Consider the following 26394-nt stretch of genomic DNA (forward strand, 5'->3'; position numbering starts at 1 on the left):
GGCGCTTTCCGCATAGCGGTTGAGTTTAGGGGTCGGTGTGATGTTAGGCAAGCTGTAAGCCTTACGGAATCGCCTGGTTCGCGGTCATCGTCAAGCTGAAACCGCGCCATGCGAATCGCCCTTATCGAGCCGGACTTGCCCCACGCGAAACTGATCGGCCGGCTGATTTTCGCCGGCGGCCACGCCTGCGAACACTTCACGTCGAGCGCCCCGTTCCTGCAACGCGCGGCCGACGAATTCTTCGACCTTCTCCTCACCGAAAACTGGGCCGGCGATCATTGCGCCGAAGACGTGATTCCGCTCGCCCGCGCCGTCCTGCCGGGCCTGCCGGTCGTCGTGCTGATGACGGCGCCGCGCGAAAGCCAGATTGTCGCCGCACTGCACGCCGGCGCCGACGACTGTCTGAGCAAGCCCGTGCGCGGCCCCGAAATGCTGGCCCGGGTCGAAGCCGTGCTGCGGCGCGCCGGGCTGCGCCGGCCGCTTCAGCGGCGACGCGACGTGATCGGCGGCTACACGTTCGATCCTGTCACGCTCGCCGTCACATTCCGTAATCGAACCGTCTCGCTGACACCCAAGGAATTCCGCTTCGCGCAGTTGTTGTTCAGCAATCTGTCCCGGCCGGTATCCCGCGCGCACATCCTCGAAACGGTCTGGACGAGCCGGCGCGACGTAAGGTCGCGTACGGTCGACACTCACGCATCGCGGGTGCGGACCAAACTCCAGTTGCGCCCTGAACTGGGCTACAGCCTGACGCCTTTGTACGGTTTCGGCTATCAACTCGACGCGATTCCGCCGGGCGGCCCGGCAGCCCCGGAATAACGCGCCAACGATGTAAGAATCATAGAAACGCTATAATATTGGGCTAAACCATCGCTCCCCCAAATGCAGCTTCTAACGATCGGAATCAATCACCACACTGCGCCAGTCGCCCTGCGCGAACGCGTGGCGTTTCCGCTCGAACAGATCAAACCTGCGTTGGACACCTTCAAGAGCGCATGGCTTGGCCGTACCGCCCGCACCGCGCCGGAAGCGGCGATTCTGTCCACCTGCAATCGCACCGAGCTTTACTGCGTCACCGACGACCAGGCTGCTCGCGAAGCCGCGATCCAGTGGCTATCGAAATACCACAACCTGCCCATCGACGAACTCGCGCCGCACGTGTACGCGCTGCCGCAGTCGGAAGCCGTGCGCCACGCATTTCGCGTCGCGTCCGGCCTCGATTCGATGGTGCTCGGCGAAACGCAAATCGTCGGACAAATGAAGGACGCGGTGCGCACCGCGTCCGAAGCCGGCGCGCTCGGCACGTATCTGAACCAGTTGTTCCAGCGCACGTTCGCGGTCGCGAAGGAAGTGCGCAGCACCACGGAAATCGGCGCGCAGTCGGTTTCCATGGCCGCCGCCGCCGTGCGCCTCGCGCAACGCATCTTCGACAAGGTCTCGAACCAGCGCGTGCTGTTCATCGGCGCGGGCGAAATGATCGAACTGTGCGCCACGCACTTCGCCGCGCAGCAGCCGCGCGAACTGGTGGTCGCGAACCGCACCGCCGAACGCGGCACACGGCTCGCCGAGCGCTTCAATGGCCGCGCCATTCCGCTGTCCGAACTGCCCACACGCATGCACGAGTTCGACATCATCGTGTCGTGCACGGCGTCCACCTTGCCGATCATCGGCCTGGGCGCGGTCGAACGGGCGGTGAAGGCACGCCGTCACCGCCCGATTTTCATGGTGGATCTGGCGGTGCCGCGCGATATCGAACCCGAAGTCGGCCAGCTCGAAGACGTGTTCCTGTACACCGTCGACGACCTGGGCGCGATTGTCCGCGAAGGCAATGCATCGCGCCAGGCCGCGGTCGCGCAGGCCGAGGCGATCATCGAAACGCGCGTGCAGAACTTCATGCAATGGCTCGACGCACGCAGCATCGTCCCGGTGATCCGCCATATGCATACGCAGGCCGACGTGCTGCGGCGCGCCGAAGTCGAACGCGCGCAGAAAATGCTCGCGCGTGGCGACGATCCGGCGGCGGTGCTCGAAGCACTGTCGGAGGCGCTCACCAACAAACTGATCCACGGCCCCACGCACGCGCTGAATCGCGCGAGCAGCGAAAACCGTGACACGCTCATCGAACTGATGAGCGGTTTCTACAAACACTCCGGTTCCACGGAGCGTTAGCGGCGCAGCCCCCGCCGCGCGGTCCGCGCCACCTGCCGGTGGCCCGCGACGTGCTTCTGACCAGGGCGTCAGCCCACTCCCCTAGTCGCCGTCCTTTCCGGAGCCCGCTCCGAACCCCGTCCGATGAAAACGAGCATGCAACGCAAGCTCGACCAGCTCACTACCCGGCTGGCCGAACTGAACGATCTGTTGAGCCGCGAGGACATCACCTCGAATCTCGATCAATACCGCAAGCTCACTCGCGAGCACGCGGAGCTCGGCCCCGTGGTCGAGCATTACGCGCTGTGGCGCCGGGCCATGAACGACGCGGCAACCGCGCAGGAATTGCTGACGGACGCATCCATGCGCGATTTCGCCGAAGAAGAAATTCGCGCGGCGCGTGAACGGATGGAAAAGCTCGGCGCCGAGCTGCAAAAAATGCTGTTGCCGAAAGATCCGAACGACGATCGCAACATCTTCGTCGAAATCCGCGCGGGTACGGGCGGCGACGAATCCGCGCTGTTCGCGGGCGATCTGCTGCGGATGTATCTGCGCTTCGCCGAACGCAACCGCTGGCAGGTCGAGATGATGTCGGCGAGCGAATCGGATCTCGGCGGTTACAAGGAAGTGATCGTGCGGATCGCCGGCGAAGCCGCGTATTCGAAGCTCAAATTCGAATCGGGCGGCCACCGTGTGCAGCGCGTGCCGGCCACCGAGACGCAAGGGCGCATCCACACGTCCGCTTGCACGGTCGCGGTCATGCCGGAAGCGGACGAAATCGGCGAAGTCGAAATCAATCCGGCCGATCTGCGCATCGACACGTTCCGCGCGTCGGGCGCGGGCGGTCAGCACATCAACAAGACGGATTCGGCGGTGCGGGTCACGCACTTGCCGACCGGCATCGTCGTCGAATGTCAGGACGACCGCTCGCAGCACAAGAACAAGGATCGCGCGCTGAAGGTGCTGGCCGCGCGCATCAAGGACAAGCAGTCGCACGAGCAGCAGGCGAAGGAAGCCGCCACGCGCAAGAGTCTGATCGGTTCGGGCGACCGTTCGGAGCGGATTCGCACGTATAACTTCCCGCAGGGGCGGCTCACCGATCACCGTATCAACCTGACGCTGTACCGCCTCGACGCGATCATGGACGGTGAACTCGACGAGTTGATCGCCGCGCTCGTCAGCGAGCATCAGGCCGAGTTGCTGGCATCGCTCGGCGATTCGGATTGATCCGGACCGATCCGCCCATGCCTTCCTTGCCGCCCGCCTTGTCCGCTTCGTCGTCCGGTTCTCCGTCTGACGCTTCGATCACGCCGGCCGCGTTGCTACGCGCGTCGCCGCTGTCGGCGCTCGAAGCGCGGATCCTGCTCACGCACGTGCTCGGCTGGCGTCCCACGCAGTTGATTACGCGCGCCGACGAAGCGCTCGATGCCGCATCCGTCGAACGTTATCGCGCGCTGGAGGCGCGACGGGTAGCCGGCGAACCGGTCGCGCAACTGGTTGGCGCGCGCGAATTCTTCGGCCTCGATTTCGAGGTCACGCCGCATGTGCTGATTCCGCGGCCCGAAACCGAATTGCTGGTAGAAACCGCGCTGACGGCGCTGGAAGGTCTGTCGCGGCCCCGCGTCCTCGATCTGGGTACCGGCACTGGCGCGATCGCGGTGGCGATTGCGTCGATGCGGCCCGACGCGCAGGTCCACGCGCTCGATCGTTCCACCGATGCGCTCGCGGTCGCCACCCGCAACGCCGCACGCCTGCTCGATGCGAAACGCCCCGGCGGGGCCGTGCTGTTGAGCCAGAGCGACTGGTACGCCACGCTCGACGCGGCGTTGCGATTCGACGTGATCGTCAGCAATCCGCCGTATATCGCGAGCGGCGATCCGCATTTGTCGGAAGGCGATCTGCGCTTCGAGCCGCGCGGCGCGCTCACCGACGAAGCCGACGGCCTCAGCGCGATTCGCGCGATTATCGCCGGTGCGCCTGCCCGTCTTGCCGCGAACGGCGTGCTATGGATCGAACATGGCTACGATCAGGCCGAAGCGGTCCGGGCGCTGCTGATCGCGCAAGGGTTCGCGCAGGTCCGCTCGGAGCGCGATCTGGCCGGCATCGAGCGGATCAGCGGCGGGCAGTTCCCCGGCTAGGTTCGGGTCGCGCTGCCTCCACGTGCTCAGGCCGTCGTCGGGCACTCAAGCGCCCTTCGGCCGGCTGTACCGAAATCCGCTATCATTTCAGCCTATTCCCTACACATCACGGAACCGCAAGGTCAGTCATGGATACGCAACAACGCATCAAGCAAATCGTCGACGAAAACGGCGTCGTCCTCTTCATGAAGGGCACGGCCCAGTTCCCGATGTGCGGTTTTTCCGGCCGCGCCATCCAGATCCTGAAAGCATGCGGCGTCGCGGAAATCAAGACCGTGAACGTCCTCGAAGACGACGAAGTCCGCCAGGGCATCAAGGTCTTCTCGAACTGGCCGACCATTCCGCAGCTGTACGTGAAAGGCGAGTTCGTCGGCGGGTCGGACATCATGATGGAAATGTACGAATCCGGCGAACTGCAGCAACTGTTCGCCGCGGCCTGAGCGGCCGCGTTCCGAACGTTTTCGTCCGACCCTCACCTCAGGCGCCGCGAGCCATGGAAACACGCGCTGCGGCGCCCCGCCGGCTGATCGTCGCGATCACCGGCGCCACCGGTGCCATCTACGGCATCCGGCTGCTTGAAACGCTGCGCAGGCTTGGCGGCGTCGAAAGTCATCTGCTGATCTCCAGCGCCGGCTGGCTCAACATCCAGCACGAACTCCAGTTGGGCAAGGAAGACGTGCATCCGCTCGCGGATGTCGTCCATTCGGTGCGCGATGTCGGCGCGAGCATCGCGTCCGGTTCGTTTGCCACCGACGGCATGGTCGTCGCCCCCTGCTCGATGAAGACACTCGCCAGCGTCGCGCATGGTTTCTCCGACAACCTGATCACCCGCGCCGCCGACGTCACGCTCAAGGAGCGCCGCCGGCTCGTGCTCATGGTGCGCGAAACGCCGTTCAACCTCGCGCATCTGCGCAATATGACGGCGGTCACGGAAATGGGCGGGGTGGTTTTTCCGCCGCTGCCGGCGTTTTATAACCAGCCTGCGTCGATCGACGAAATGGTCGATCACACGGTTGCGCGCGTGCTGGATCTGTTCGCGCTCGGGCCGGCCATGTCGCCGGCATGGCAGGGTTTGCGGGACGCGTCGGACTGAACCCACGTTGCGGCGGCGGCTGCAGAACAGCAGGCCGTGACGCTTATCGTATTGCACCGTCGCCGGAATCAGGTCTACCAGGCGTAAGCGTTGACGTCGATTCGGGCCATGTCGCGCCGTCGCCGACAACTCTCTCCATTAACAACAGCAGCGACACAATCAATTCCGGTTTCACCCGTTTATCAAACGCTGGTGCGAACTTATATTGATACCAACCCAACTGACCTGGCGCATCCTCGCGGCTGCGTTGCTGCCATGAATCGCTTGCCCACGCTGTTCCTGTCCCACGGCGCGCCCACGCTGCCGATCGATCCCTCGATGCCGTCCGCCGAATTCGGCGCGTTGAGCGCACAACTGCCGCGGCCCGAAGCCGTGTTGATGCTGTCCGCCCATTGGGGTACCGCACAACCGGTCGCGAGCACGTCGTCGGCGCCGGAAACCATCCACGATTTCTACGGTTTTCCCCGTCAGTTGTACGAAATCCAGTACCCGGCGCCCGGAGCGCCCGACGTGGCGCGCCGCGCCGCCGTGCTGCTCGGCGAACAGGGCGTGCGCGCCGACGTCCAGCCGCACGGACTCGATCACGGCGCTTGGGTGCCGATGCTGCTGATGTTCCCCCACGCCGACGTGCCCATCGCCCAACTGTCGATCCAGCCGCATCAGGACGCCGCGCATCACTTCCGCGTCGGACGCGCGCTGCGGGCGCTGAAGGATGACGGCGTGATGGTGATAGGCTCCGGCCAGATCACGCACAATCTGCGCGCCGCCGATTTCTCCGCGCGTCCGGAAGACGCCGATCCGCGCGTGACCGAATTCACCGACTGGTTCGAAGAACGCCTCGCCGCGCGCGACATCGATGCGTTGCTCGACTATCGCCGGCAGGCGCCGCACGCGGTGCTGATGCATCCGACCGACGAGCATCTGCTACCGGTGTTCGCCGCCCTGGGCGCCGCCGATGACGACTACTCGCTGGCGATCCAGTCGCTCGGCACCTATCAACGGTCACTGGCGATGACGAACTACGTGTTCGGCAGCGCCAACGCCTGATACGGCGCGCCACTCAATCAGCAAACCGCGCATCCAGTAAAAAACCCGCCTGAGTCGCAAACTCAGGCGGGTTTTTTTCACGCCGGTCCGTCGATGCATCGACAGATCCGGCGGTATTCCGTCAAACAGCCCGCGACAACTTAGTGCGCGCCCATTCCTTCCAGCACTTCGTCATGCTCGCCGCGCTCGTCCAGGTATTCCGAACGATAGCCGCTGTGCACGCCCCAGTAATAGAACACCAGCGAGAACAGCACGACCACCAGCATGTCCCAGCCGTAAGGGATCAGATCGTGACCGCCGAACTGCTTGCTGCCGGCCAGCGACAGAATCGCCATCACCGGCAGATAGGCCACCAGCCACCATGCCGCCTTCAGGTCGCGTCCCCAGCCGCTGAAGCCCGACTTCGCCTGGAAGTAAAAGTACACCGGCAGCGCGACGACCATCAGCAGAATGATTTCGCCGGTCAGCGGCCATTTCGCCCAGTACAGGATCAGCGACGCGCACGTGAACGCGAACGGCGCAATGATCTTCATGCCGGGAATGTGCAGCGGACGCTCGAGGTCCGTCGCCGCACGGCGCAGCGCCATCAGGCTGATCGGGCCGGTCAGGTACGAGATCACGGTCGCGACCGAGATCACCGCCGCCAGCGAACTCCAGCCGCGGAAGAAGAACATGAAGATGAACGACACCAGCAGGTTGAACCACATTGCCTGACGCGGCACGCCGTAGAACGGGTGCACGTTGCCGAACACCTTCGGCATGGTGTTGTTGCGTTCCATCGCGTAAATCATGCGGCTGGTCGTCGCCATGTAGGTCGTGCCGGTGCCGCTCGGGCTCACGAACGCGTCGACGTACAGCAGGATAGCCAGCCAGTTCAGGTTCAGCGCGATCGCCAGTTCGGCGAACGGCGACGCGAAGTTGAAGTGGCTCCAGCCCTTCATCACGTCGGCCGGATTCACCGCGCCGATGTACGCGATCTGCAGCAGCACATAGATCACCAGTGCCAGCAGGATCGAACCGATCACCGCGAACGGCACGCTCTTCGACGGATTGCGCGCCTCACCCGCGAGGTTGATCGGGCTCTGGAAACCGTTGAACGCGAACACGATGCCGCTCGTCGCCACCGCGGTGAACACCGCCGACCAGCCGTACGGCGCGAAGGTGCTCGTTTCGCCGAAGTTTTCCTTGTGGAAGCCCGTCAGCATCAGACCGAGGATCGTCGCGCCGGGAATCACGAACTTGAAGATCGTGATGGCCGAATTGGCGCGCGCGAACAGCTTGACGCCCCAATAGTTCAGCATGAAGTAGATGATCACGAGCGCCGCGGAGAGTATCAACCCGTGGGTCGTTAATGACCCGTCCACGAATAGCGCATGCGCCCATGGATACGGCCACGTGCTCATATATTGAATGGAGGCCTCGGCCTCGATCGGAATCACCGACACGATGGCGATCCAGTTGGCCCACGCGCTGACGAAACCGACCAGCGCGCCGTGCGAGTAACGTGCATAACGCACCATCCCGCCCGACTCCGGGAACATCGCGCCCAACTCGGCGTAGGTCAACGCAATCGCCAGAATCACGACCGCACCGATCACCCATGCACAAACGGCAGCAGGACCGGCAATTTTTGCAGCCTTCCACGCGCCGAAAAGCCAGCCCGATCCGATGATCGAGCCCAGGCCGGTCAGCATCAGCGCGAACGGCCCGATGTTCCGTTGTATAGAACTTTTCACGTCTTCTCCTTGACGGCCGGCGTGAGTGCTCCGAGCACCGACTCCCGACCCATGCAAATTTGCATCCGAACCATGCCGGCACCACGTGACGTCGCGTGGTCGCGGGACGAAGTGCCAAGCATGGAGTTGCGGCGACGGTCCATTCTAATCAGGTGCAACCGACGCGCGGCGCGTAGTTTAACGGTTGCACCATCTTGCTGCAGCCAAACTAAGGGTTCTCCCTAGCAAAAAAAACGAAACCACGGCAAGGTTTGTAAGCAACTTTTACGCCTGACTGTAGAAAAGTTGGAAAGTTGCCGGCGGAGTGTTGACCTTCTCTCAAAATCGCCGTATAACGTTCGGGCAGGATTTCAAGCGGCGAGTGAATTGGTCTTTCGTAGTTCGCCCATCAACGGTACTCCGGTTGGTCCCATTACCCCCTTCCTTGATTTTCATGCACTCTCTGGGCTTCGGCCTTATTCACCATCTTTAGGAACAAGTAATATGGAAACCGGTACCGTCAAGTGGTTCAATGACGCAAAGGGCTTTGGCTTCATCACGCCGGACGGCGGTGGCGAAGATCTGTTCGCGCATTTCTCGGAAATCCGCACGGAAGGCTTCAAGACGCTGCAAGAAAACCAAAAGGTTACGTTTGAAGTCAAGACGGGCCCGAAGGGCAAGCAAGCCGCTAACATCAAGCCGGCGTAAGCGCAAAGCTTCCTTCTGGACGCAAAAAACCCCGCCTCGGCGGGGTTTTTTTATATCTGTCGTCACGTGAAGCGGCGATTATCTTCGCGATATGCGATCGGTATGCGATCGATTAGTTTGGTTATCCGAAGAGTCGTCGCGCGTGAATGCCGAGACCGGTCGCAACACTCGCGAGACGATCGCCGAATACCGGTTTTGCATCGGGAAATGCCGCGGCCAATGCGCCGGACAGAAACGCCAAACCGGTCGAGCCGCCGGTGAAATAAATCGCGCCGACATCGCGCGTGGCGACACCCGCGGCCTGCACCGTGTCGCGCGCCGCCTGCACGATGCGCTGCGTTTCGTCCTGCCCCGCCTTGATCAGCTGGATTTCGTCGAATGCGAGGCGCAAGTCGTCTTCCACCTCGTCCAGATCGATGACCGTCTCGCCGCCCGCGGCCACGCCGATTTTCGCCTCTTCCGCGTGCGCCGCCAGCGCGTGACCGAAGCGCTGCTCCACCACGCGCATCAGCCGGTCGTGGTGTTTGACGTCCGTGAACAGGTGCCGCATCAGCGCGAGTTCGCTGACACGTTTCGGCGCGTACACCGTGTTGATCAGGTGCCACGTTGCCAGGTCGAAATAGGTCCGGTTCGGAATTTCGCGGCCTTCCGGATCGAGCGACTGATAGCCGAGTTCGCGCAGGATCGTCGCCAGTTCGACGCGGCGGTCGAAGTCCGTGCCCGCAACGTGCACGCCGTGGTGCGCCAGCACGTCGTCCTTGCGCTCGACGCGCGTCATCCGCTGCGGACCGACCCGCACCAGCGAAAAGTCCGACGTACCGCCGCCGATGTCGGCCACCAGCACCAGCCCTTCTTCCGTCAGATGCGACTCGTAGTCGAATGCGGCGGCGATCGGTTCGTACTGGAAGTGGATTTCCTGCAAGCCCACGGAGCGCGCCGCCGCTTCCAGCTGCTGCTGCGCCATGCGGTCGGCGCGCGGATCGTCGTCGACGAAAAACACCGGCCGGCCCAGCACCGCGCGGCTGATCGGGCCGCCGGCGCTTTTTTCGGCCGAGCGCTTCAGATGGTCGACGAAAATCGCGATCACATCCGTGTACTTGATCGCGGAACCGTCGCCGAGATCGGTCGAATTCTCCGCGAGCGGCGAGCCGAGAATGCTTTTCATCGAGCGCATCAGGCGCCCGTCGAATCCGTCGATGTACGCTGCCAGCGCCGCCCGGCCAAATTCGCGGGTGTTTTCGTCGGTATTGAAAAACACCGAGGTGGGCAGCGTCGTGTAGGCGCCTTCGACCGGCGCGAGCCTGAGCACGCCGCCGTCGGGGACGGCCACGGCCGAATTGGAAGTACCGAAGTCAATCGCGCAATAGTTCATGGCAGGAATCGCCGCTCACGGCTGGCGCGGACAGAAAGGGGAGCGGCTTTGTAACACGAAAGCTCAACCAGCATCAACTCGCACCTATTTTTGTTCGCGATCGCGGAAACGGTCCGTTCGACGGAACGAAATTTGCTGAATTCGACAGAATACGCCGCCAATTTTCAGCACCAGGGAGACTTCGAGCCAATGAGCGCGCCGCCTTCAGCCGCAGTCGACGAAAAAACCGCCGCCGTCGTCGAGACGGATTTGCCGTCGCGGCTCGACCGTCTGCCGTGGGGGCGCTTTCATTCGTTGATCGTCGTCGCGCTCGGCGTGACGTGGTTGCTCGACGGGCTGGAGGTGACGCTGGCGGGCGCGGTGGCGAGCGCGTTGAAGGCGAGCCCGTCGCTGCGGTTGAGTAACGCCGACGTGGGTCTTGCGGGCAGCGCGTACATCGCCGGTGCCGTGCTCGGCGCACTCGGCTTCGGCTGGCTCACGGACCGGCTCGGGCGTCGCAAGCTGTTTTTCATCACGCTGGCGCTGTATCTGGCGGCAACCGCGGCCACCGCGCTGTCGTGGAATCTCACCAGTTTCCTGTTGTTCCGCTTTCTCACCGGCGCGGGGATCGGCGGGGAGTACACGGCGATCAATTCGACGATTCAGGAATTCACGCCGGCGCGCGTGCGCGGCTGGACCGATCTCGGCATCAACGGCACCTTCTGGGTCGGCGCGGGCATCGGCGCGGCGGGCTCGCTGGTGCTGCTCGATCCGCATCTGCTGCCGGCCGACTGGGGCTGGCGCGCGTGCTTTTTCATCGGCGCGGTGCTCGCGCTGGCGATTCTGCCGATGCGTATCTGGGTGCCAGAAAGCCCGCGCTGGCTGCTGACGCACGGCGACGAGCGCGAGGCACGCACGATCGTCGAGGGGATCGAAACGCGCTTTCGCAACGAGGGGCACGAACTCGCCGATCACGACCTGAAGCGCCTGAAACTGCGCGCACGCGATCACACGCCGCTACGCGAGGTGTTCCACACGCTGTTCAACGTGCACCGCCAGCGCGCACTGGTCGGTCTGTCGCTGATGACCGCGCAGGCGTTCTTCTACAACGCGATCTTCTTCACGTACGCGCTGGTGCTCACGGATTTCTATCACGTGCCGGGCGACCACATCGGCTGGTATCTGCTGCCGTTCGCGCTCGGCAATTTCCTCGGACCGCTACTGCTCGGCCGTCTGTTCGACGTGATCGGACGACGCAAGATGATCGCCGCCACTTACGGGTTATCCGCGCTTCTGCTGACGCTCAGCGGCTACCTGTTCGAGCAGCAGATGCTCACCGTCGTCACGCAGACGATCGCGTGGATGGTGATTTTCTTCTTCGCGTCGGCGGCGGCGAGTTCGGCATATCTGACGGTCAGCGAATCGTTTCCGCTGGAGATCCGGGCGCTGGCGATCGCGGTGTTCTACGCGTTCGGCACGGCGCTGGGCGGCATCGCGGGCCCGGCGTTTTTCGGCCGGCTGATCGACACGCACCAGCGCAGCGAAGTATTCACGGGCTACCTGGTCGGTTCGGCGCTGATGCTCGCCGCGGCCGTGATTGCGGCGATCTGGGGCGTGGATGCCGAACGCAAGTCGCTGGAAAGCGTGGCGACGCCGCTGTCGAGCGTGACCGACGAACCGGACGAGCAAGCTGGACGAGAAGGCTCGTCGAGCGGCCCGCCTCTCCAAACCGCGCGAAACGACGCGCCATAAAAAAACGCGCGGTCGGCGCCGCGCGTTCTCTACAACCATTCTCTACACTTCGCGCAATCAGTCACGCGTCAGTGTGGCGCCGCTCAGAACGCCTTCTTCCACGCGCCGGCATAGGCAATGTCGGCCAGCGGCAAACGCTGACGCACCGATTTCTCGCGCTCGCGCAGCACCGGATCGAGCTTGTCGACCTCGCCGTAGTGACCGAGCGAAATGATCGAGATGACTTCGACGTCGCTGGGCAATTCGAAGGCCGTGCGGAACGCGTTCGGATCGAAGCCGCTCATCTGATGCGCGGCGAGGCCGAGCGCATGCGCCTGCAACACCAGCGACATCGCCGCGGCACCCGCGTCGTACGGCGCGCAGCGGTTCACTTCGCCCTTGCTGGTCAGCGTGTGCGTGGTCACCGCGATCAGCACCGGCGCGGGCGCATTCCAGCCCTGGTTGAACGGCACCAGCGTGGCGAAGGCCTTCTTGAACGACACTTCGTCGACGCTGCGATCGAATACGAGAAAACGCCACGGCTGCGCGTTATACGACGACGGAGCCCAGCGAGCCGCCTCGAGCACGGCGTGCAGTTGCTCGCGGCTCACCGGCTCGCTCGAATACGCGCGCGGGCTCCAGCGGCCTGCAATCAGCTCGTGAATGGCAACTTCGGTGGGGGCGGGTTTGTTGGTCATGCGCTTCTCTCGGTCGAAATTCATGAACGACGGGCGGCTGCCCGGGGCCACATAGCATACCCGGGCTTCGGCGCGCGTGCTCCAACATGTGCGCGGTTGCTTTTCGCGCTGAGGGGAATCGTGCCGCCGACGGCATTCACGCCGCCTGCGGAGCGTTATGCCGCCGCGAATTGCGAACCAACGGCGGCATTCGAGCCGTCTGTCGACCTCAAGCCGCCTGCCGAATTCAAGCCGCCTGCGGCTCGGGCGCCTTGGCCGGCCGGTTGATGCGCAACACGATTACCGAGGCCACAAGGCACAAGCCGCCCGAGATCATCGACGCCACCGTGTACGTACCCAGGCTCGCGCGCAGCATGCCCGCGCCGAGCGCCGCGAACGCCGCGCCGAGCTGGTGACCGGCGACGACCCAGCCGAACACCACGGGCGCGGATTCCTTGCCGTACACGTCGGTGGCCAGACGCACGGTGGGCGGCACGGTGGCGATCCAGTCGAGCCCGTAAAACACCGCGAACAGCGGCAGTCCGAAGAAGTCGATACCGAACGCGTGCGGCAGATACATCAGCGACAGGCCGCGCAGACCGTAGTACCAGAACAGCAGCACCCGGCTATTGAACCGGTCCGACAGCCAGCCTGACAGGGTCGTGCCGAACAGATCGAAAATGCCCATCGCGGCGAGCAGCGACGCACCCTGCACTTCGGTCATCCCGTAGTCGCCGCACATGGCGATCAAATGCGTGCCGACATAGCCGTTGGTGCTCGCGCCGCAGATGAAGAAGCTGAAGAACAGCAGCCAGAAATCGCGCGTCTTGCTCGCCATGGCCAGCGTGCCGAACGCGATCGCCAGCGGGTTCTGTTTGCTGCCGGTCGCGCCGACCGGCGAGTCGTGCGGCTCGCCGTACGGACGCAGCCCCATGTCCGCCGGACGCTCGGGCAGCAGGAAGGCCACCAGCGGAATCACGACCGCCGCCGCAAGCGCGACCACCCACACCACCTGACGCCAGCCGTTGTGCTCGGCGATGGCCGCCAGCATCGGCAGGAAGACCAGTTGGCCGGTCGCGGAGCTGGCCGTCAGAATGCCCATCACGAGACCGCGCCGCGTGGTGAACCAGCGCGTCACCACCGTCGCCGACAACGACAGCGCCGCGACACCCGTCGATCCGCCGACCATCACGCCCCAGATCAACACCATCTGCCACGGATGCGTCATCAGCGAGGACAACGCCACGCCCGCCGCCATCGTGCCGAGCGCGGCGAGCAGCGTGGGACGCACGCCGAAGCGCTGCATGGCCGCGGCCGCGAACGGCCCCATGAGGCCGTACAGCGCGATGTTCACCGAGATCGCCAGCGAAATCGTCGCCCGGCTCCAGCCGAACTGATGTTCGAGCGGCACCATCATCACGCTCGGCGTGGCCCGCGTGCCGGCCGCCGCGAGCAACACCAGAAACACCACCGCGACTGTCAACCAGCCGTAGTGAAAACGTCCGCCAATCCGTCTCGCTGCCCAGTTCATCGGTTCTCCAATCGATGCCGGCCCGACAGCCCGCATCGCTCGCATTTTTACGACTTCGGTAAAAGACTTGTGACTGATCTGTCACAATGAGAGTTGCGATGGTAGTTACTGCTCGGTAACATGTCAAGGCGTCAATTTCTTTCGAGGATAGTCATCCATGTCCGATAACGAGTCTCCCAAAACGGCGAGCGCCCGGCGCGCGCGCGGTGCCGCAACCAGTGGGCCGCAGGCGCAGCAGCATCTGCTGCGCGCGGCGGAGGAGCTGTTCTATCGCGAAGGCGTGCGCACGGTCGGCGTGGATGCGGTGGTCGAGCGCGCCGGGGTCAACAAGATGAGCCTGTACCGGCAGTTTTCGTCAAAAGACGAGCTGGTGATGGCCTATCTGGAGCGCAAGGACGAGCAATTCTTCGGCTATGTCGAGAAAAGCTTCGCGCAGCATCCGGGCGAGCCGGCCAGGCAGCTGCAGCAGTATTTTGACGACCTCGCGCGACGTGCGTCCATCGACGACTATCGTGGGTGCCCGTTCGTGAACGTGTCGGTGGAATTTCCGGATGTCGACCACCCCGCCCGGCAGTTCGTGTTCGATAACAAGGCGCGCTTGATGGCGCGGATCGCCGCGCTCGCGACCGCGGCCGGCGCCGACGACCCGCAGGCGTTGGCGGATGCGTTGGGACTCTTGATCGAAGGCGTGTATGCGGCGAGCCAGACGTATGGACCGGGCTGCGGGCCGATTCTGGCTGCGCCGAAGGTGGCCGCGCAGTTGATTGCGGCGGCTTGCGGAACGGCGGCGGCTTCGACTTCGGCGTCCGCTAATTGAGCTTGACCGGCGCAGGTCGGCTTCGGGATTGAGTCGGCGACCATGCTGGCGAGGACCGCCGCGGGCCGACGTGGACCGGCGAAAACATCGCGCCGGTAAAATGGCGCTTTCCCTTCAAGCCGCTCTGCCATGCCGTTGCCCGCCGAAACCCACGAAACCGTGATTGCCGCCACTCGCCACTGGCTGACCGAGGCGGTGATCGGACTGAATCTGTGTCCGTTCGCGAAAGCGGTGCATGTGAAAGGCCAGATCCGCTACGCGGTCAGCAGCGCGGCGGACATGGAAGGCGTGCTAACCGACCTGGAAGCCGAGCTTCAGGCATTGGTCGCGGCCGATCCGAACGCCGTGGACACCACGCTCCTGATCGTCCCCGACGCGCTCGCCGATTTCCTTGACTACAACGACTGCCTGTTCTTCGCCGACCGGCTGATCAAACAGCTTCGGCTGGAAGGTGTGGTCCAGATCGCCAGCTTTCACCCGCGCTATCAGTTCGAAGGCAGCGAGCCCGACGATATCGAGAACTACACGAACCGCGCGCCGTATCCGATCTTCCATCTTCTGCGCGAAGACAGCATCGAACGGGCGGTTCAGGCGTTTCCGGATGCGGAAGACATCTACGAGCGCAATCAGGAGACGCTGCGGCGCATCGGTCTCACAGGCTGGAACGAATTGATGAAGCGTTAGCGCGCGAGCGCCGTCACGCCGCCGACGGCGCGAAGAAGCGCTCCTTCAGCTCCTCGATGCCCAGCGTTTCCATCACTTCATTGAGCCGCTCGGCCGGGCGCCGGCGCGGCAAGTCCTTGTACTGCGCGATGATGAGCTCGTTCTTCATCGAATGCTCCCACCCCACCAGCTCGGTCACGTTCACCTGATAACCGTGCGCTTCGAGTTGCAGGCAGCGCAACACGTTGGTGATCTGGCTCCCGAATTCCCGCGTATGCAGCGGATGCCGCCAGATTTCCGTCAGCGCGTTGCCGAGCGACTTGCCTTTGTTCTGCCGCAATACGCCCGCCACTTCGGCCTGACAGCACGGCACCACGACGATGTACTTCGCGTGTTTCTGCAGCGCGAAGCGGATCGCGTCGTCGGTTGCGGTGTTGCATGCGTGGAGCGCCGTCACGACGTCGATCCGCTCCGGCAAACGCGTCGACGTGATCGACTCCGCCACCGACAGGTTCAGGAACGACATCCCCGTGAAGCCCAGCCGCGCGGCCAGTTCCTCGGACTTCGCCACCAGATCCTCGCGCGTTTCAATGCCGTATATGTGCGAAGCCCCACCGGCGACGTCCTGAAACTCCTTGAAGAAAAGGTCGTACAGGATAAAACCTAGGTATGACTTGCCGGCACCATGATCGACCAGCGTCACGCCGCCCTGCGCGTCCTTGCGCTCCTTGAGCAGCGGCTCGATGAACTGGAACAGGTGGTAGACCTGCTTGAGCTTGCGGCGGCTGTCCTGATTCATCTTGCCGTCGCGAGTCAGGATATGGAGTTCCTTCAACAACTCGACGGATTGATTGGGACGGATTTCGTGGGTTTTGCTGGACATCGCGGGGAAGCCGCACCGATTGCAACGCGAACGTGCGACAGGTGACGGAAAAAGGGAAAAGTTGCTGCCAGTTTACCCAAAGTGCCGCCTGCTCACCGATAGGTGGCGCAAATCATGCAAGAAAAAGGGCAAACCTGGAACACTTCCTGCTCGATTGGGTTCACGCGGAACGTTTCAGTGTGATGCCAACCCTGGCCGGAAAGGCGGCTCGACCAAGCTGGAAGGCCGTATCGCCGATAACAACAAGCTGCCGGACGTGGCGTCGATCACGCGAACCGAATGCATGTGGGGAGGACGGTCCCGGAACACGGGCCGAACGTTACGTAACCAGCAGCGCGCCGCGATTTCAACGGGATGCGTGCTCGGATAAAGAAGAGGCAGCAATGGATACGGTACCCAACGGAAACGTCGAACAGAAGTTTCAGGAAATGCTGGCGAAGCTCCTCACCACGCCGGCCTGGTCGGAAAAACAGCAGCTCGAACTGGAGATGGCCCGCGACATCTCGACGGAAATGCTACGTCTGGCCGAAGTCATGCGCGACGGCAACGTCGATATGGAAACCTGCCTGACGCTGCTCAAGTACGCGAAAGTGCTCGACTTCGTGATGACGACGCTGGCGTCGCGCCGCGATATCAAGCCGCAGACGCTGCGGGTGATTTTCAAGCTCGCCGGCTTGAAGGTCGACGAGGCTTATCCGGGCTAAGCGTAGACGCTGACGCGCAGCGGCGGCTGATGGAGACGGGCGGGAAGCGCCCGTTTTCGTCCAGCCGCTTTTCTTTTGTTTTGCGGAATCTCCTCGTGCTTCGTGCGCCGGTCCGTGCGCCGGTCCGTGCGCCGGTTTGCCGTGCCGCATGGGCAGTGTGAAAATAGCGCCCTTCGCGTCTCTTGCCCGCGTTGCCCGCGTTTCTCTGTGCGGGCGAGCATCAGGCGCTAGATGCCTCGTTTCTTCGGCCATCCGCACGACTTCATGCCCTCTTCCCTTGATTCGATCCGCGTCGCCGTCGTCGGCGGCGGCCCCGCCGGCCTGATGGCCGCCGAGACGCTGGCCAGCCACGGCGTGCAGGTCGACGTCTACGACGCCATGCCATCGGTGGGCCGCAAATTCCTGATGGCGGGAAAAGGCGGCATGAACATCACGCATTCGGAGCCGATCGAGCCTTTTCTCGACCGGTACGGTGCGCGTCGTCAGCAGATCGCGCCGTTGCTGGACGCCTTCGGACCAGAGGCCTTGCGGACGTGGCTGCAGGGACTGGGCGTCGAAACTTTTGTCGGCAGTTCGGGACGCGTGTTTCCCACCGACATGAAAGCGGCGCCGATGCTCCGCGCGTGGATGCATCGTCTACGCGAAGCCGGCGTGCGGTTTCATATGCGACACAAGTGGGTAGGGTGGATCGGCGGCGCCGACTCGGTCGCCGCTCACACGCTGCGCCTCGCGACGCCCGAAGGTGAGCAAACCCTAAGCTGCGATGCCGTCGTCTTCGCACTCGGTGGCGCAAGCTGGCCCCGGCTCGGCTCGGACGCGACATGGGTGCCGCTGATGACTGAACGCGGCGTGCCGATCGTGCCGCTTCGCCCCGCCAACTGCGGCTTCGACGCCGACTGGAGCCCGTATCTGCGCGAGCGTTTCGCCGGTCAGCCGGTCAAGCCGGTCGCCATTTCCCTCACCGATGTAGACAAAAATGTCCACAATCGACAAGGTGAAATACTTTTGACCGAAACGGGCCTCGAAGGCAGCTTGATCTACGCGTTATCGGCGGCGATCCGCGAGCGGATTCTCGCCGACGGCGACGTCACGATATCGCTGGATCTTGCGCCAGGCTTGCCTTTGGAGCGGGTCATCGCGGAAGTTACCCGGCCGCGCGGTTCGCGTTCGATGTCCAGCCATCTGCAGGGAAGAATCGGCATCGGCGGGGTAAAACTCGCGCTGCTGCACGAGATTCTGTCGAAAGAGACCTTCGCCGATGCGCACCAGCTGGCGCATGCGATCAAGGCGTTGCCGGTGCGGCTCACCCGCGCCCGCCCGATCGCCGAAGCGATCAGCACGGCAGGCGGCATTCCGTTCGAAGCGCTCGACTCGCATCTGATGATCGAGCGCTTACCGGGTGTGTTCTGCGCCGGCGAAATGCTCGACTGGGAAGCGCCCACCGGCGGTTATCTACTGACCGCGTGTTTCGCCAGCGGGCTTGTAGCGGGACGCGGCGCGCTCGCTTACGTCGCGCAACGCCACGACAAACGCGCTTAACGCGCCTTCAACCGCCACAGCGACGTCACTTCGGCCATCCGCGCGGTGTGAAGCGCGTCGGTCTGATCGGTCGACTTCGGGTGTCGCGGACGAATGTCCTCACGTCCCATCACCGTGAGCCCGGCTGTGTCGATCGCCTCGAGCAGCCATTCGCGCGAACGCAGCCCTAAATGCTCGGCAAAGTCCGACAAAATCAGCCAACCTTCGCCGCCCGGCGATAGATGCGCCGCCAGTCCGTTCAGGAATCCCAGCAGCATCCGGCTGTCCGGGTCGTACACCGCGTATTCGATCGGCGACGCGGGCCGCGCCGGCACCCACGGCGGATTGCAGACCACCAGCGGCGCCCGGCCTTCCGGAAACAGATCCGCGCTGACGAGATCGACCTGCTGGTCGTAGCCGAGCCGGGTGAGATTTTCACGCGCACAATCCAACGCCCGCGGGTCCTGATCGGTCGCGACGATTTTCTTCACGCCGCGTCTGGCGAGCAGCGCGGACAACACGCCGGTACCGACGCCAATATCGAACGCCTTGTTCAGCGACGGCAGCGGCGTACGCGCGACAAGATCCACGTACTCGCCGCGAACCGGCGAAAACACGCCGTAGTGCGGATGAATCCGCTCGCCCAGCGCGGGAATGTCCACGCCCTTCTTGCGCCACTCGTGCGCGCCGATCAAACCGAGCAGTTCACGCAGCGACACGACCGACGGCTCGTCGGTCGGCGGACCATAGGTCTCGATGCAGGCCTGCTGAACGTCCGGCGCGCGGCGCAGCGGAATCGTATAACTCGCGTCGAGCGGAATCAGGATCATGCCGAGCGTGCGCGAGCGCTGCGACTGCGCCTGCCGATGCAGGTTGAACGCATCCTTCGGCGTCTCGCCCTGCTTGCGCGGCTTGCGCTCGAGCCGCCGCGTGACGGCCTGCAGCAACTGACGCGCGTTCTGGAAATCACCGCGCCACAACAGCGCCGTTCCTTCGCAGGCAAGACGGTAGGCGGAATCGGCGGTCGTGCGGTCATCCGCGACGACGACACGTTTGGGCGGCGGTACCGCCGCTTCGGAACGCCAAAGCGCGGTACTGGGGCCGTCGGCTTCAGGCCAGGTGATCAATGCGGGGCTGGTCATGGTGAGATGGGATCGGTATTGCGCAAGAGACGAGACGCGGGTGCAACACGCGTCATCGGAGGCGTTGCTCGTCGGACTGTGGGGCGTGATGCCGACTGACGCCCGAATAGTACCTTGCTCGCCGCGCTTAGCAGAGCAGTATTCGCCGACGCATGGGTGCGCGAATCGCACCGCGACGACGCCAGGTACGCGCGCCTGGCAACGAATCCACATCGAAATAGACAAAATTGTCCACGGGAGACAAGGTGAAAGAGATATGGTGAATTTGGACCGATCCGAGCCTCACCGCTGCGCCCCGGCGTCGAGCCTCGTCAGACCATCGCCATTCAGGCGAATGCCTCGGAAGGCGCAGCCAGCAAGGCCCGCGCGGCACGCCACGCGTCGGCGGCGGCATTCGCGCGACTGGAAATCTGCACCGCCAAGGTCGCGCCATCGAGCAGCATCACCATCATGGGCGCGAGGATTCCCGCCCGCGCCGCCGGCACGATCCCAGCAAGAATCCGCTCGATGAACTGAGTAAGCCCTGCCTTCTGCTGAACGCTAATTTCGTGGATGCTGCAGCCTTTGTCAGCGAACTCGGCCGCCGCGTGCGCAAACATGCAACCGCAGAAGGTATCGCTCGCGAACCAGTCGCGATGCCAGTCGAAAACTCGCTCGAGACGCGCAAGCGGCGTATCGGCCCCAGCGACAAATGCGTCGAGCGACACCGCGCATTGCTCTTTGTGCTGCTTCAATACCGCGACGACCAGATCGGTTTTAGATGGGAAATGCCGGTACATGGTCATCTTCGCCACCCCGGATGCGGCGATGATCCAATCCACGCCGACCGCGTGATAACCATGCTTGCTGAAAAGCGCTGTTGCCGTATCGAGAATCTGTTGACGCTTATCTGACACAACGACCCTGTGTGATTGATTTATGCATAATGAATATACAAGTGCGGCAACTTGTCTATTGCGGGCCTGAAAACTACCAGGACTTTCCCGCCAACCAATAGACAGATAGGTATCGCGCCGGTATAGTCGTTCTCAACCTGTGGGAAAGGCCGTACCCACTAGGACCTGAGAGATAACGTGCGCTAAGTGGCCGCACTGCTGCTTCCAAAGCGCCCATTAAAACAATAAGCCTTTGAATCGCCCTCGAGTTGCGGGTACGCATCGCGTGCCCGCAACTCGTTTTCATTTGCGCCTTTTCAACGCGCGTCCGTTCAAGCAGTTCAATTCCTTTTCTCCGTCAATTATTATTCGCTCGCGACAAAGCGTCGATTGCGCTCGCGCTTTTATCGATTCACCTGCCGCACGCCTCAAGCAAAAGCGCGCAAAAATCGGTAATAAAAAAAACGGGGTTTCTGAATGAACAGAAACCCCGTTTTTTGTACTTCTGGTGCCGGTTGCAGGACTCGAACCCGCCACCTCATGATTACAAGTCAAGCGCTCTACCTGATGAGCTAAACCGGCATGAGGCCGTAATTCTACTTCACTTCACGATCTTAAGGCGAGCCCTTCCGCCACCTTTCGAACCATCGTCGTCCGGTTGCGGGCCGTCCGTCGCGCTTTCGGCTTTGGCGGCCTCGGCTTCGGCCGCGGAGCCGTCCAGCGCATGCGGCGCGGCCGGTGTTTCAGCCTCGTCCGCGAGTTCGGCGTCGGCGCCCGAATCCTGCGCCTCGCCGCCCGCCGACTCCACCGGGAACGCCATGCCCTGACCGTTCTCCCGCGCGTAGATCGCGAGAATATTGGCGATCGGGACCTCGATCTTGTGCGACTTGCCGGAGAAGCGCGCGCTGAACTCGATCCATTCATTGCCCATCTGCAACTGGCTGGTCGCCTCGAAGCTGATGTTCAATACGATCTCGTTATCACGCACGAACTGACGCGGCACGCGCGTGTGATTGTCGACCCGCACCGCGATGTGCGGCGTGTAGCCGTTATCGGTGCACCACTCGTAGAGCGCGCGCAGCAGATAAGGCTTGGTGGAAATCTCTGGCATCTACAGTCCTCTTACCGGATGCGGGGCCGCGCAGCCAAAGCCGCACGACGCCCCACCCTAAACCCAACGAAGCCAAACTTAGCGGCGCATCACCTTTTCCGACGGCGTCAGCGCCTCGATGTAGGCCGGGCGGCTGAAAATGCGCTCGGCGTACTTCATCAGCGGGGCGGCGTTCTTCGACAGTTCGATGCCGTAGTGATCCAGACGCCACAACAGCGGCGCGATCGCCACGTCGAGCATGGAGAACTCTTCGCCGAGCATGTACTTGTTCTTCAGGAAGATCGGCGCGAGTTGCGTCAGACGATCGCGGATCGCGAGACGGGCCTTCTCGTGATTCTTCTCGGCCGCCTTGCCCTTTTCGTTTTCGAGCGTGCCGACGTGAACGAACAGCTCCTTCTCGAAGTTCAGCAGGAACAGGCGGGCGCGCGCGCGCTGAACCGGGTCGGCCGGCATCAGTTGCGGGTGCGGGAAGCGCTCGTCGATGTATTCGTTGATGATGTTCGATTCGTACAGAATCAGGTCCCGTTCGACGAGGATCGGCACTTGACCGTACGGATTCATCACGGCGATGTCTTCCGGCTTGTTAAACAGGTCGACGTCGCGGATCTCGAAGTCCATGCCCTTTTCGAACAACACCAGCCGGCAACGCTGGGAGAACGGGCAAGTTGTGCCGGAATACAGAACCATCATGTTTACGTTTCCTCAAAAAGCTGAAGGGCCAGCGCGCGGAAAAACCGTTCAGCAGGTTCTTCCTGGCGCCGGCCCCACGCCGGATGACGGCGTGATTATTTGATATGTTTCCAGTACGCGGCGTTCAGTCGCCAGGCGAAAAAGCTCAGGACGCCGAGGAACATCAGCACCCACACACCAAGCTGCTTGCGGGTTTTCTGCGTCGGTTCGGACATCCATGACAGGTACGACACGAGGTCGGCCACAGCAGAATCATAATCTACCGGCGACATCGTCCCCGGAGTGACCTGCGTATAGCCGACAAATTTGTGTACCGTCTCGCCAGTTTTTTCGTCGGTTTCGTCACCGAACTTCGCGGTACGTTGCCCCTGAAGCTGCCACAGCACATGAGGCATGCTCACGTTTTCATACACCAGATTGTTCCAGCCGGTCGGCCGCGTATCGTCGCGATAGAAGCTGCGCAGATACGTGTACAGCCAGTCTTTGCCGCGCGCCCGCGCTTCCACCGACAAATCCGGCGGCGCTGCGCCGAACCACGCTTTCGCGTCGTCCGGGCGCATGGCCACGGTCATCGTGTTGCCGACCTTGTCGGTGGTGAACAGCAGGTTCGACTGAATTTCCGCCGGCGTGATGCCGAGGTCGGTCAGCCGGTTGTAGCGCATCAGATTCGCGCTGTGACAATTCAGGCAATAGTTTACAAACAATTGCGCGCCGTGCTGCAAAGAAGCGAAATTCTCCGCGTTATCGGGCGCGCGGTCGAGGGGGAAATTCTCGTCCGCGTAGGCCGGTCCGCCCAGCACCGCGAGCAAGGTCGCGCCGATCAGCGCGCACGTCGACAGCAGTTTTTTCATTTCGTGTTCTCCTGGCTCGCGATTAGTGAGGCTTGAACCGCACCCGTTCGGGCGGCTGCTTGAACGTGCCAAGCCGCGTCCAGAACGGCATACCGAGGAAAAACGCGAAATAGATCAGCGCGCAGACCTGCGCGATCAACGTCGATGCCGGCGACGGCGGCTTCGTGCCGAGGAAACCCAGCGTCAGGAACGCGGCGATGAAGATCCCGTAGAACACCTTGTGGAAGAACGGCCGGTAGCGGATCGACTTGACCGGCGAGCGGTCGAGCCACGGCAGGAAGAACAGCGAGATCACCGCGCCGCCCATCACCACCACGCCCCAGAACTTCGACTCCGTGAAGGCCATGGCCAGAATCACCAGCACCGCGAGCACTGGCAGACCGAGCTTCCACTTGCCGCGCGCGCGCACCAGCGCGAGCAGACCGAGCAGCGCGATCACGATCATCAGCACGATCTTGAACGGATCGGTGGTCGCGCGGAGCATCGCATAGAACGCCGTGAAATACCAAACTGGCGCAATTTCCTGCGGCGTCTGAAGCGGATTCGCGGGAATGAAGTTATTCGCTTCGAGGAAGTACCCACCCATTTCCGGGGCGAAGAAAATGATCGCCGCGAAAATCAGCAGGAACACCGACACGCCCATGAAGTCGTGCACCGAGTAGTACGGGTGGAACGGAATGCCGTCGAGCGGGATGCCGTCCGGATCCTTCTTCGCCTTGATCTCGATGCCGTCCGGGTTGTTCGACCCGACTTCGTGCAAGGCCACCAGATGCGCGACCACCAGCCCGACCAGCACCAGCGGAATCGCGATCACGTGAAACGCGAAGAAGCGGTTCAGCGTGACGTCCGAAACGACGTAGTCGCCGCGAATCCACAGTGACAGGTCCGGTCCGATGAACGGAATCGCCGAGAACAGATTCACGATCACCTGTGCGCCCCAGAACGACATCTGCCCCCACGGCAGCAGGTAGCCGAAGAACGCTTCGGCCATCAGGCACAGGAAAATCGCGCAGCCGAAGATCCACACGAGTTCGCGCGGCTTGCGGTACGAGCCGTACATCAGCCCGCGGAACATGTGCAGATACACGACCACGAAGAACATCGACGCGCCCGTGGAGTGCATATAGCGGATCAGCCAGCCCCACGGCACCTCGCGCATGATGTACTCGACCGACGCGAACGCGAGCGTCGCATCGGGCTTGTAGTTCATGGTGAGGAAAATGCCGGTGACGATCTGATTGACCAGCACCAGCAACGCGAGCGAACCGAAGAAGTACCAGAAGTTGAAGTTCTTCGGCGCGTAGTACTCGGAAACGTGTTTCTTCCAGGTGGACGTCAGCGGAAAGCGCCGGTCGATCCAGCCGACCAGCCCGGTCGTCTCTACTTCGTGTTCGATCGCCATTACGCTTCTCCTTTCTCGTCCTTGCCGATCACGACGGTATTGGCCGAGGTGAACATGTAAGGCGGGATATCGAGGTTTTGCGGCGCAGGTTTGTTCTTGAAGACGCGGCCGGCCAGGTCGTAGGTCGAGCCGTGGCAAGGGCAGAGAAAGCCGCCCGGCCAGTCGTCCGGCAGATTGGGCTGCGCGCCCTCCTGGAAGCGCGGTGTCGGCGTGCAGCCCAGATGGGTGCACACGGCGACGGCGACTAAAAGGTTCTTGTGATCGGTGCGCGAGCGGTATTCGTTGTTGCAGTACTCCGGCAACGGCATCGAAAAAGGATTCTTGGTGTGGGGATCCGCTACTTCGTTATCGGCTTTCTGTACATCGGCAAGCATGCGGTCGGTGCGGTTGATGATCCACACCGGCTTGCCGCGCCAGGCGACGGTCTTCATATCGCCGGGCTTGAGGTCACTGATATCGACTTCGACCGGGGCACCTGCTGCCTTGGCCTTTTCAGATGGTGCAAACGAACTAACAAAGGGTACGACAGTGGCAACGCCTCCTATGCCACCTGCTACGGTCGTCGCAATCAGCCAGGTACGGCGGCCGCCGTCGACGCGTTCATCTTCCTTGTCTCGCATCACACGCCCCACTTCTGAGTTGGATTTTTCCTTCACGTCGCTTCTACCGCCGCTAGTTTGCGCGAATGGAGTCGCCATTTACAAGGGCCGAGTGCCAAAAACCGTGCGAAGCCCTTGATAACCAAGGGTTTCTCCGTACGGATCGCAAACTTTTTCACACCTCCTTTTAAGCGCTCAATGCGTTATTCATGCCTTTTTTAACGCTAATGCGCTTTTGATCTATTGAGCAATTCAAACGGGATTGGGGATATCGATAAAGACGTGCTCGATATCGAATTGCTCGGACAGATGCTTGCCCACCGCCTGCACGCCGAAGCGCTCGGTCGCATGGTGGCCGGCGGCGAGAAACGCCACGCCGCTTTCCGCCGACGTGTGCATCACCGACTCCGACACTTCGCCGGTCAGATAGACGTCGGCGCCCGCCTGGATGGCGGCGTCGAACATGCCTTGCGCGGCGCCGGTGCACCAGCCCACGCGACGCAGCTCGCGGTCCGGGTCGCCGAACACGAGCGGCGCGCGTCCGAGCGTCTGCTCGATCTCGGCGGTGAGGTGCGAAAGCGTGATCGGCATCGGGAAGGTGGCGAGCCAGCCGAGGTCGTTCTCGCCGAAACGCGCGTCGCTGATCCAGCCCATCTTCTGGCCGATCTGCGCGTTGTTGCCGAGCTCGGGATGATCGTCGAGCGGCAGGTGATAGGCGAACAGGTTCAGGTCGTTGCCGATCAGCAGCTTCAGGCGAGCATGTTTGCGGCCCGTGATCTGCGGCGCCTCGTTGCGCCAGAAGTAGCCGTGATGGACCAGCACGGCGTCCGCGCCCCAGTCGAGCGCGGCCTCCAGAAAGGCCACCGAGGCCGTCACGCCGGTCGCGAGCTTATTCACGCGACGACGTCCCTCGACCTGCAATCCATTGGGGCAATAGTCCTTGAAGCGCGCGGTTTCAAGGAGATTGTTCAAGTACAATTCAAGCTCGATCCGATCCATA

The 26394-nt window shown here is 62.7% G+C and carries 26 protein-coding genes and 1 tRNA gene; 13 read left to right on the top strand and 14 right to left on the bottom strand.

Going from position 1 to position 26394, the window contains the following annotated elements:
• The first annotated feature begins 108 nt into the window (after positions 1-108).
• The 7 genes from LFL96_RS17470 to LFL96_RS17500 all read left to right on the top strand — a co-directional run bounded on the left by LFL96_RS17470 (position 109) and on the right by LFL96_RS17500 (position 6426).
• Positions 109-819, top strand: a complete 711-nt coding sequence (locus LFL96_RS17470) for a response regulator transcription factor (protein ID WP_280996460.1) — start codon at positions 109-111, stop codon at positions 817-819.
• A gap of 63 nt (positions 820-882) precedes the next feature.
• A complete protein-coding gene (hemA, locus tag LFL96_RS17475) occupies positions 883-2169 on the top strand; it encodes a glutamyl-tRNA reductase (RefSeq protein WP_280996461.1) in 1287 nt (428 codons plus the stop codon).
• Between the two features lie 123 nt (positions 2170-2292).
• A complete protein-coding gene (gene prfA, locus LFL96_RS17480; protein ID WP_280996462.1) occupies positions 2293-3375 on the top strand; it encodes a peptide chain release factor 1 in 1083 nt (360 codons plus the stop codon).
• Positions 3376-3392: 17 nt separating this feature from the next.
• Complete coding sequence (gene prmC / locus LFL96_RS17485) at positions 3393-4286, top strand: peptide chain release factor N(5)-glutamine methyltransferase (RefSeq protein ID WP_280996463.1); 894 nt, start codon at positions 3393-3395, stop codon at positions 4284-4286.
• Positions 4287-4414: 128 nt separating this feature from the next.
• Entirely contained in the window at positions 4415-4726 is a 312-nt protein-coding gene (gene grxD, locus LFL96_RS17490) for a Grx4 family monothiol glutaredoxin (protein ID WP_280996464.1), read from the top strand.
• Positions 4727-4779: 53 nt separating this feature from the next.
• The gene (locus tag LFL96_RS17495; protein ID WP_280996465.1) at positions 4780-5379 is read left to right on the top strand and encodes a UbiX family flavin prenyltransferase; all 600 of its coding nucleotides are present in this window, start codon (positions 4780-4782) and stop codon (positions 5377-5379) included.
• Positions 5380-5634: 255 nt separating this feature from the next.
• The gene (locus LFL96_RS17500; protein ID WP_280996466.1) at positions 5635-6426 is read left to right on the top strand and encodes a class III extradiol ring-cleavage dioxygenase; all 792 of its coding nucleotides are present in this window, start codon (positions 5635-5637) and stop codon (positions 6424-6426) included.
• Between the two features lie 140 nt (positions 6427-6566).
• On the opposite strand, the gene LFL96_RS17505 is transcribed toward LFL96_RS17500, so the two are convergent.
• Positions 6567-8162 carry an APC family permease gene (locus tag LFL96_RS17505; RefSeq protein ID WP_280996467.1) on the bottom strand — a complete coding sequence of 532 codons (1596 nt, stop codon included), beginning with the start codon at positions 8160-8162 and terminating at the stop codon, positions 6567-6569.
• A gap of 483 nt (positions 8163-8645) precedes the next feature.
• Here LFL96_RS17505 and LFL96_RS17510 point away from each other — a divergent pair, with 483 nt between their 5' ends.
• Positions 8646-8849: a cold-shock protein gene (locus LFL96_RS17510; RefSeq protein ID WP_060858913.1), complete on the top strand. Its 204-nt coding sequence runs from the start codon at positions 8646-8648 to the stop codon at positions 8847-8849.
• Positions 8850-8970: 121 nt separating this feature from the next.
• Here the strand turns inward: LFL96_RS17510 and LFL96_RS17515 are convergent, their stop codons facing one another.
• A complete protein-coding gene (locus tag LFL96_RS17515) occupies positions 8971-10221 on the bottom strand; it encodes an Hsp70 family protein (protein ID WP_280996470.1) in 1251 nt (416 codons plus the stop codon).
• Between the two features lie 189 nt (positions 10222-10410).
• Between LFL96_RS17515 and LFL96_RS17520 the strand changes: the two genes are divergently transcribed.
• Positions 10411-11952, top strand: coding sequence for an MFS transporter (locus LFL96_RS17520; protein ID WP_281000813.1), 1542 nt, complete (start codon positions 10411-10413; stop codon positions 11950-11952).
• Positions 11953-12035: 83 nt separating this feature from the next.
• Here the strand turns inward: LFL96_RS17520 and LFL96_RS17525 are convergent, their stop codons facing one another.
• Together LFL96_RS17525 and LFL96_RS17530 are read right to left on the bottom strand one after the other, a co-directional pair.
• A complete protein-coding gene (locus LFL96_RS17525) occupies positions 12036-12629 on the bottom strand; it encodes a nitroreductase family protein (RefSeq protein WP_280996471.1) in 594 nt (197 codons plus the stop codon).
• A 226-nt stretch (positions 12630-12855) separates the two neighbouring features.
• Positions 12856-14139 carry an MFS transporter gene (locus LFL96_RS17530; RefSeq protein WP_280996472.1) on the bottom strand — a complete coding sequence of 428 codons (1284 nt, stop codon included), beginning with the start codon at positions 14137-14139 and terminating at the stop codon, positions 12856-12858.
• Between the two features lie 157 nt (positions 14140-14296).
• Here LFL96_RS17530 and LFL96_RS17535 point away from each other — a divergent pair, with 157 nt between their 5' ends.
• Both LFL96_RS17535 and LFL96_RS17540 read left to right on the top strand, forming a co-directional pair.
• The gene (locus LFL96_RS17535; protein WP_280996473.1) at positions 14297-14956 is read left to right on the top strand and encodes a TetR/AcrR family transcriptional regulator; all 660 of its coding nucleotides are present in this window, start codon (positions 14297-14299) and stop codon (positions 14954-14956) included.
• 129 nt (positions 14957-15085) lie between these two features.
• Positions 15086-15640 carry a DUF1415 domain-containing protein gene (locus LFL96_RS17540; RefSeq protein ID WP_280996474.1) on the top strand — a complete coding sequence of 185 codons (555 nt, stop codon included), beginning with the start codon at positions 15086-15088 and terminating at the stop codon, positions 15638-15640.
• 13 nt (positions 15641-15653) lie between these two features.
• Here LFL96_RS17540 and LFL96_RS17545 read toward each other — a convergent pair whose 3' ends face one another.
• The gene (locus LFL96_RS17545) at positions 15654-16502 is read right to left on the bottom strand and encodes an SAM-dependent methyltransferase (RefSeq protein WP_280996475.1); all 849 of its coding nucleotides are present in this window, start codon (positions 16500-16502) and stop codon (positions 15654-15656) included.
• Between the two features lie 383 nt (positions 16503-16885).
• Between LFL96_RS17545 and LFL96_RS17550 the strand changes: the two genes are divergently transcribed.
• Both LFL96_RS17550 and LFL96_RS17555 read left to right on the top strand, forming a co-directional pair.
• Positions 16886-17206, top strand: a complete 321-nt coding sequence (locus LFL96_RS17550) for a DNA-binding protein (RefSeq protein ID WP_280996476.1) — start codon at positions 16886-16888, stop codon at positions 17204-17206.
• A 264-nt stretch (positions 17207-17470) separates the two neighbouring features.
• Positions 17471-18745, top strand: coding sequence for a TIGR03862 family flavoprotein (locus tag LFL96_RS17555; protein ID WP_280996477.1), 1275 nt, complete (start codon positions 17471-17473; stop codon positions 18743-18745).
• Here LFL96_RS17555 and LFL96_RS17560 read toward each other — a convergent pair.
• From LFL96_RS17560 to LFL96_RS17600, 9 genes are all read right to left on the bottom strand, one after another.
• Positions 18742-19866, bottom strand: a complete 1125-nt coding sequence (locus LFL96_RS17560; protein ID WP_280996478.1) for a class I SAM-dependent methyltransferase — start codon at positions 19864-19866, stop codon at positions 18742-18744. The genes LFL96_RS17555 and LFL96_RS17560 overlap by 4 nt on opposite strands.
• Positions 19867-20192: 326 nt before the next feature.
• Positions 20193-20573 carry a hypothetical protein gene (locus LFL96_RS17565; RefSeq protein WP_280996479.1) on the bottom strand — a complete coding sequence of 127 codons (381 nt, stop codon included), beginning with the start codon at positions 20571-20573 and terminating at the stop codon, positions 20193-20195.
• Between the two features lie 674 nt (positions 20574-21247).
• Positions 21248-21323, bottom strand: a tRNA-Thr gene (locus LFL96_RS17570).
• Positions 21324-21342: 19 nt separating this feature from the next.
• Positions 21343-21852 carry a ClpXP protease specificity-enhancing factor gene (locus tag LFL96_RS17575; RefSeq protein ID WP_280996480.1) on the bottom strand — a complete coding sequence of 170 codons (510 nt, stop codon included), beginning with the start codon at positions 21850-21852 and terminating at the stop codon, positions 21343-21345.
• A 78-nt stretch (positions 21853-21930) separates the two neighbouring features.
• Positions 21931-22542, bottom strand: coding sequence for a glutathione S-transferase N-terminal domain-containing protein (locus tag LFL96_RS17580; RefSeq protein WP_006052302.1), 612 nt, complete (start codon positions 22540-22542; stop codon positions 21931-21933).
• Between the two features lie 95 nt (positions 22543-22637).
• On the bottom strand, positions 22638-23393 hold the full coding sequence (locus LFL96_RS17585; protein ID WP_280996481.1) for a cytochrome c1: 756 nt from the start codon (positions 23391-23393) through the stop codon (positions 22638-22640).
• A gap of 22 nt (positions 23394-23415) precedes the next feature.
• Positions 23416-24795 (bottom strand): cytochrome bc complex cytochrome b subunit, encoded by a 1380-nt coding sequence (locus tag LFL96_RS17590; RefSeq protein ID WP_280996482.1) that lies wholly within the window; start codon positions 24793-24795, stop codon positions 23416-23418.
• The gene (gene petA / locus LFL96_RS17595; RefSeq protein ID WP_281000815.1) at positions 24795-25415 is read right to left on the bottom strand and encodes a ubiquinol-cytochrome c reductase iron-sulfur subunit; all 621 of its coding nucleotides are present in this window, start codon (positions 25413-25415) and stop codon (positions 24795-24797) included. Before petA ends, LFL96_RS17590 begins: the two co-directional genes overlap by 1 nt.
• 231 nt (positions 25416-25646) lie before the next feature.
• On the bottom strand, positions 25647-26393 hold the full coding sequence (locus tag LFL96_RS17600) for a Nif3-like dinuclear metal center hexameric protein (RefSeq protein WP_280996483.1): 747 nt from the start codon (positions 26391-26393) through the stop codon (positions 25647-25649).
• Position 26394 lies beyond the last annotated feature (1 nt).

Origin of the sequence: Paraburkholderia sp. D15, from assembly GCF_029910215.1 — a bacterium.
GTDB lineage: Bacteria > Pseudomonadota > Gammaproteobacteria > Burkholderiales > Burkholderiaceae > Paraburkholderia.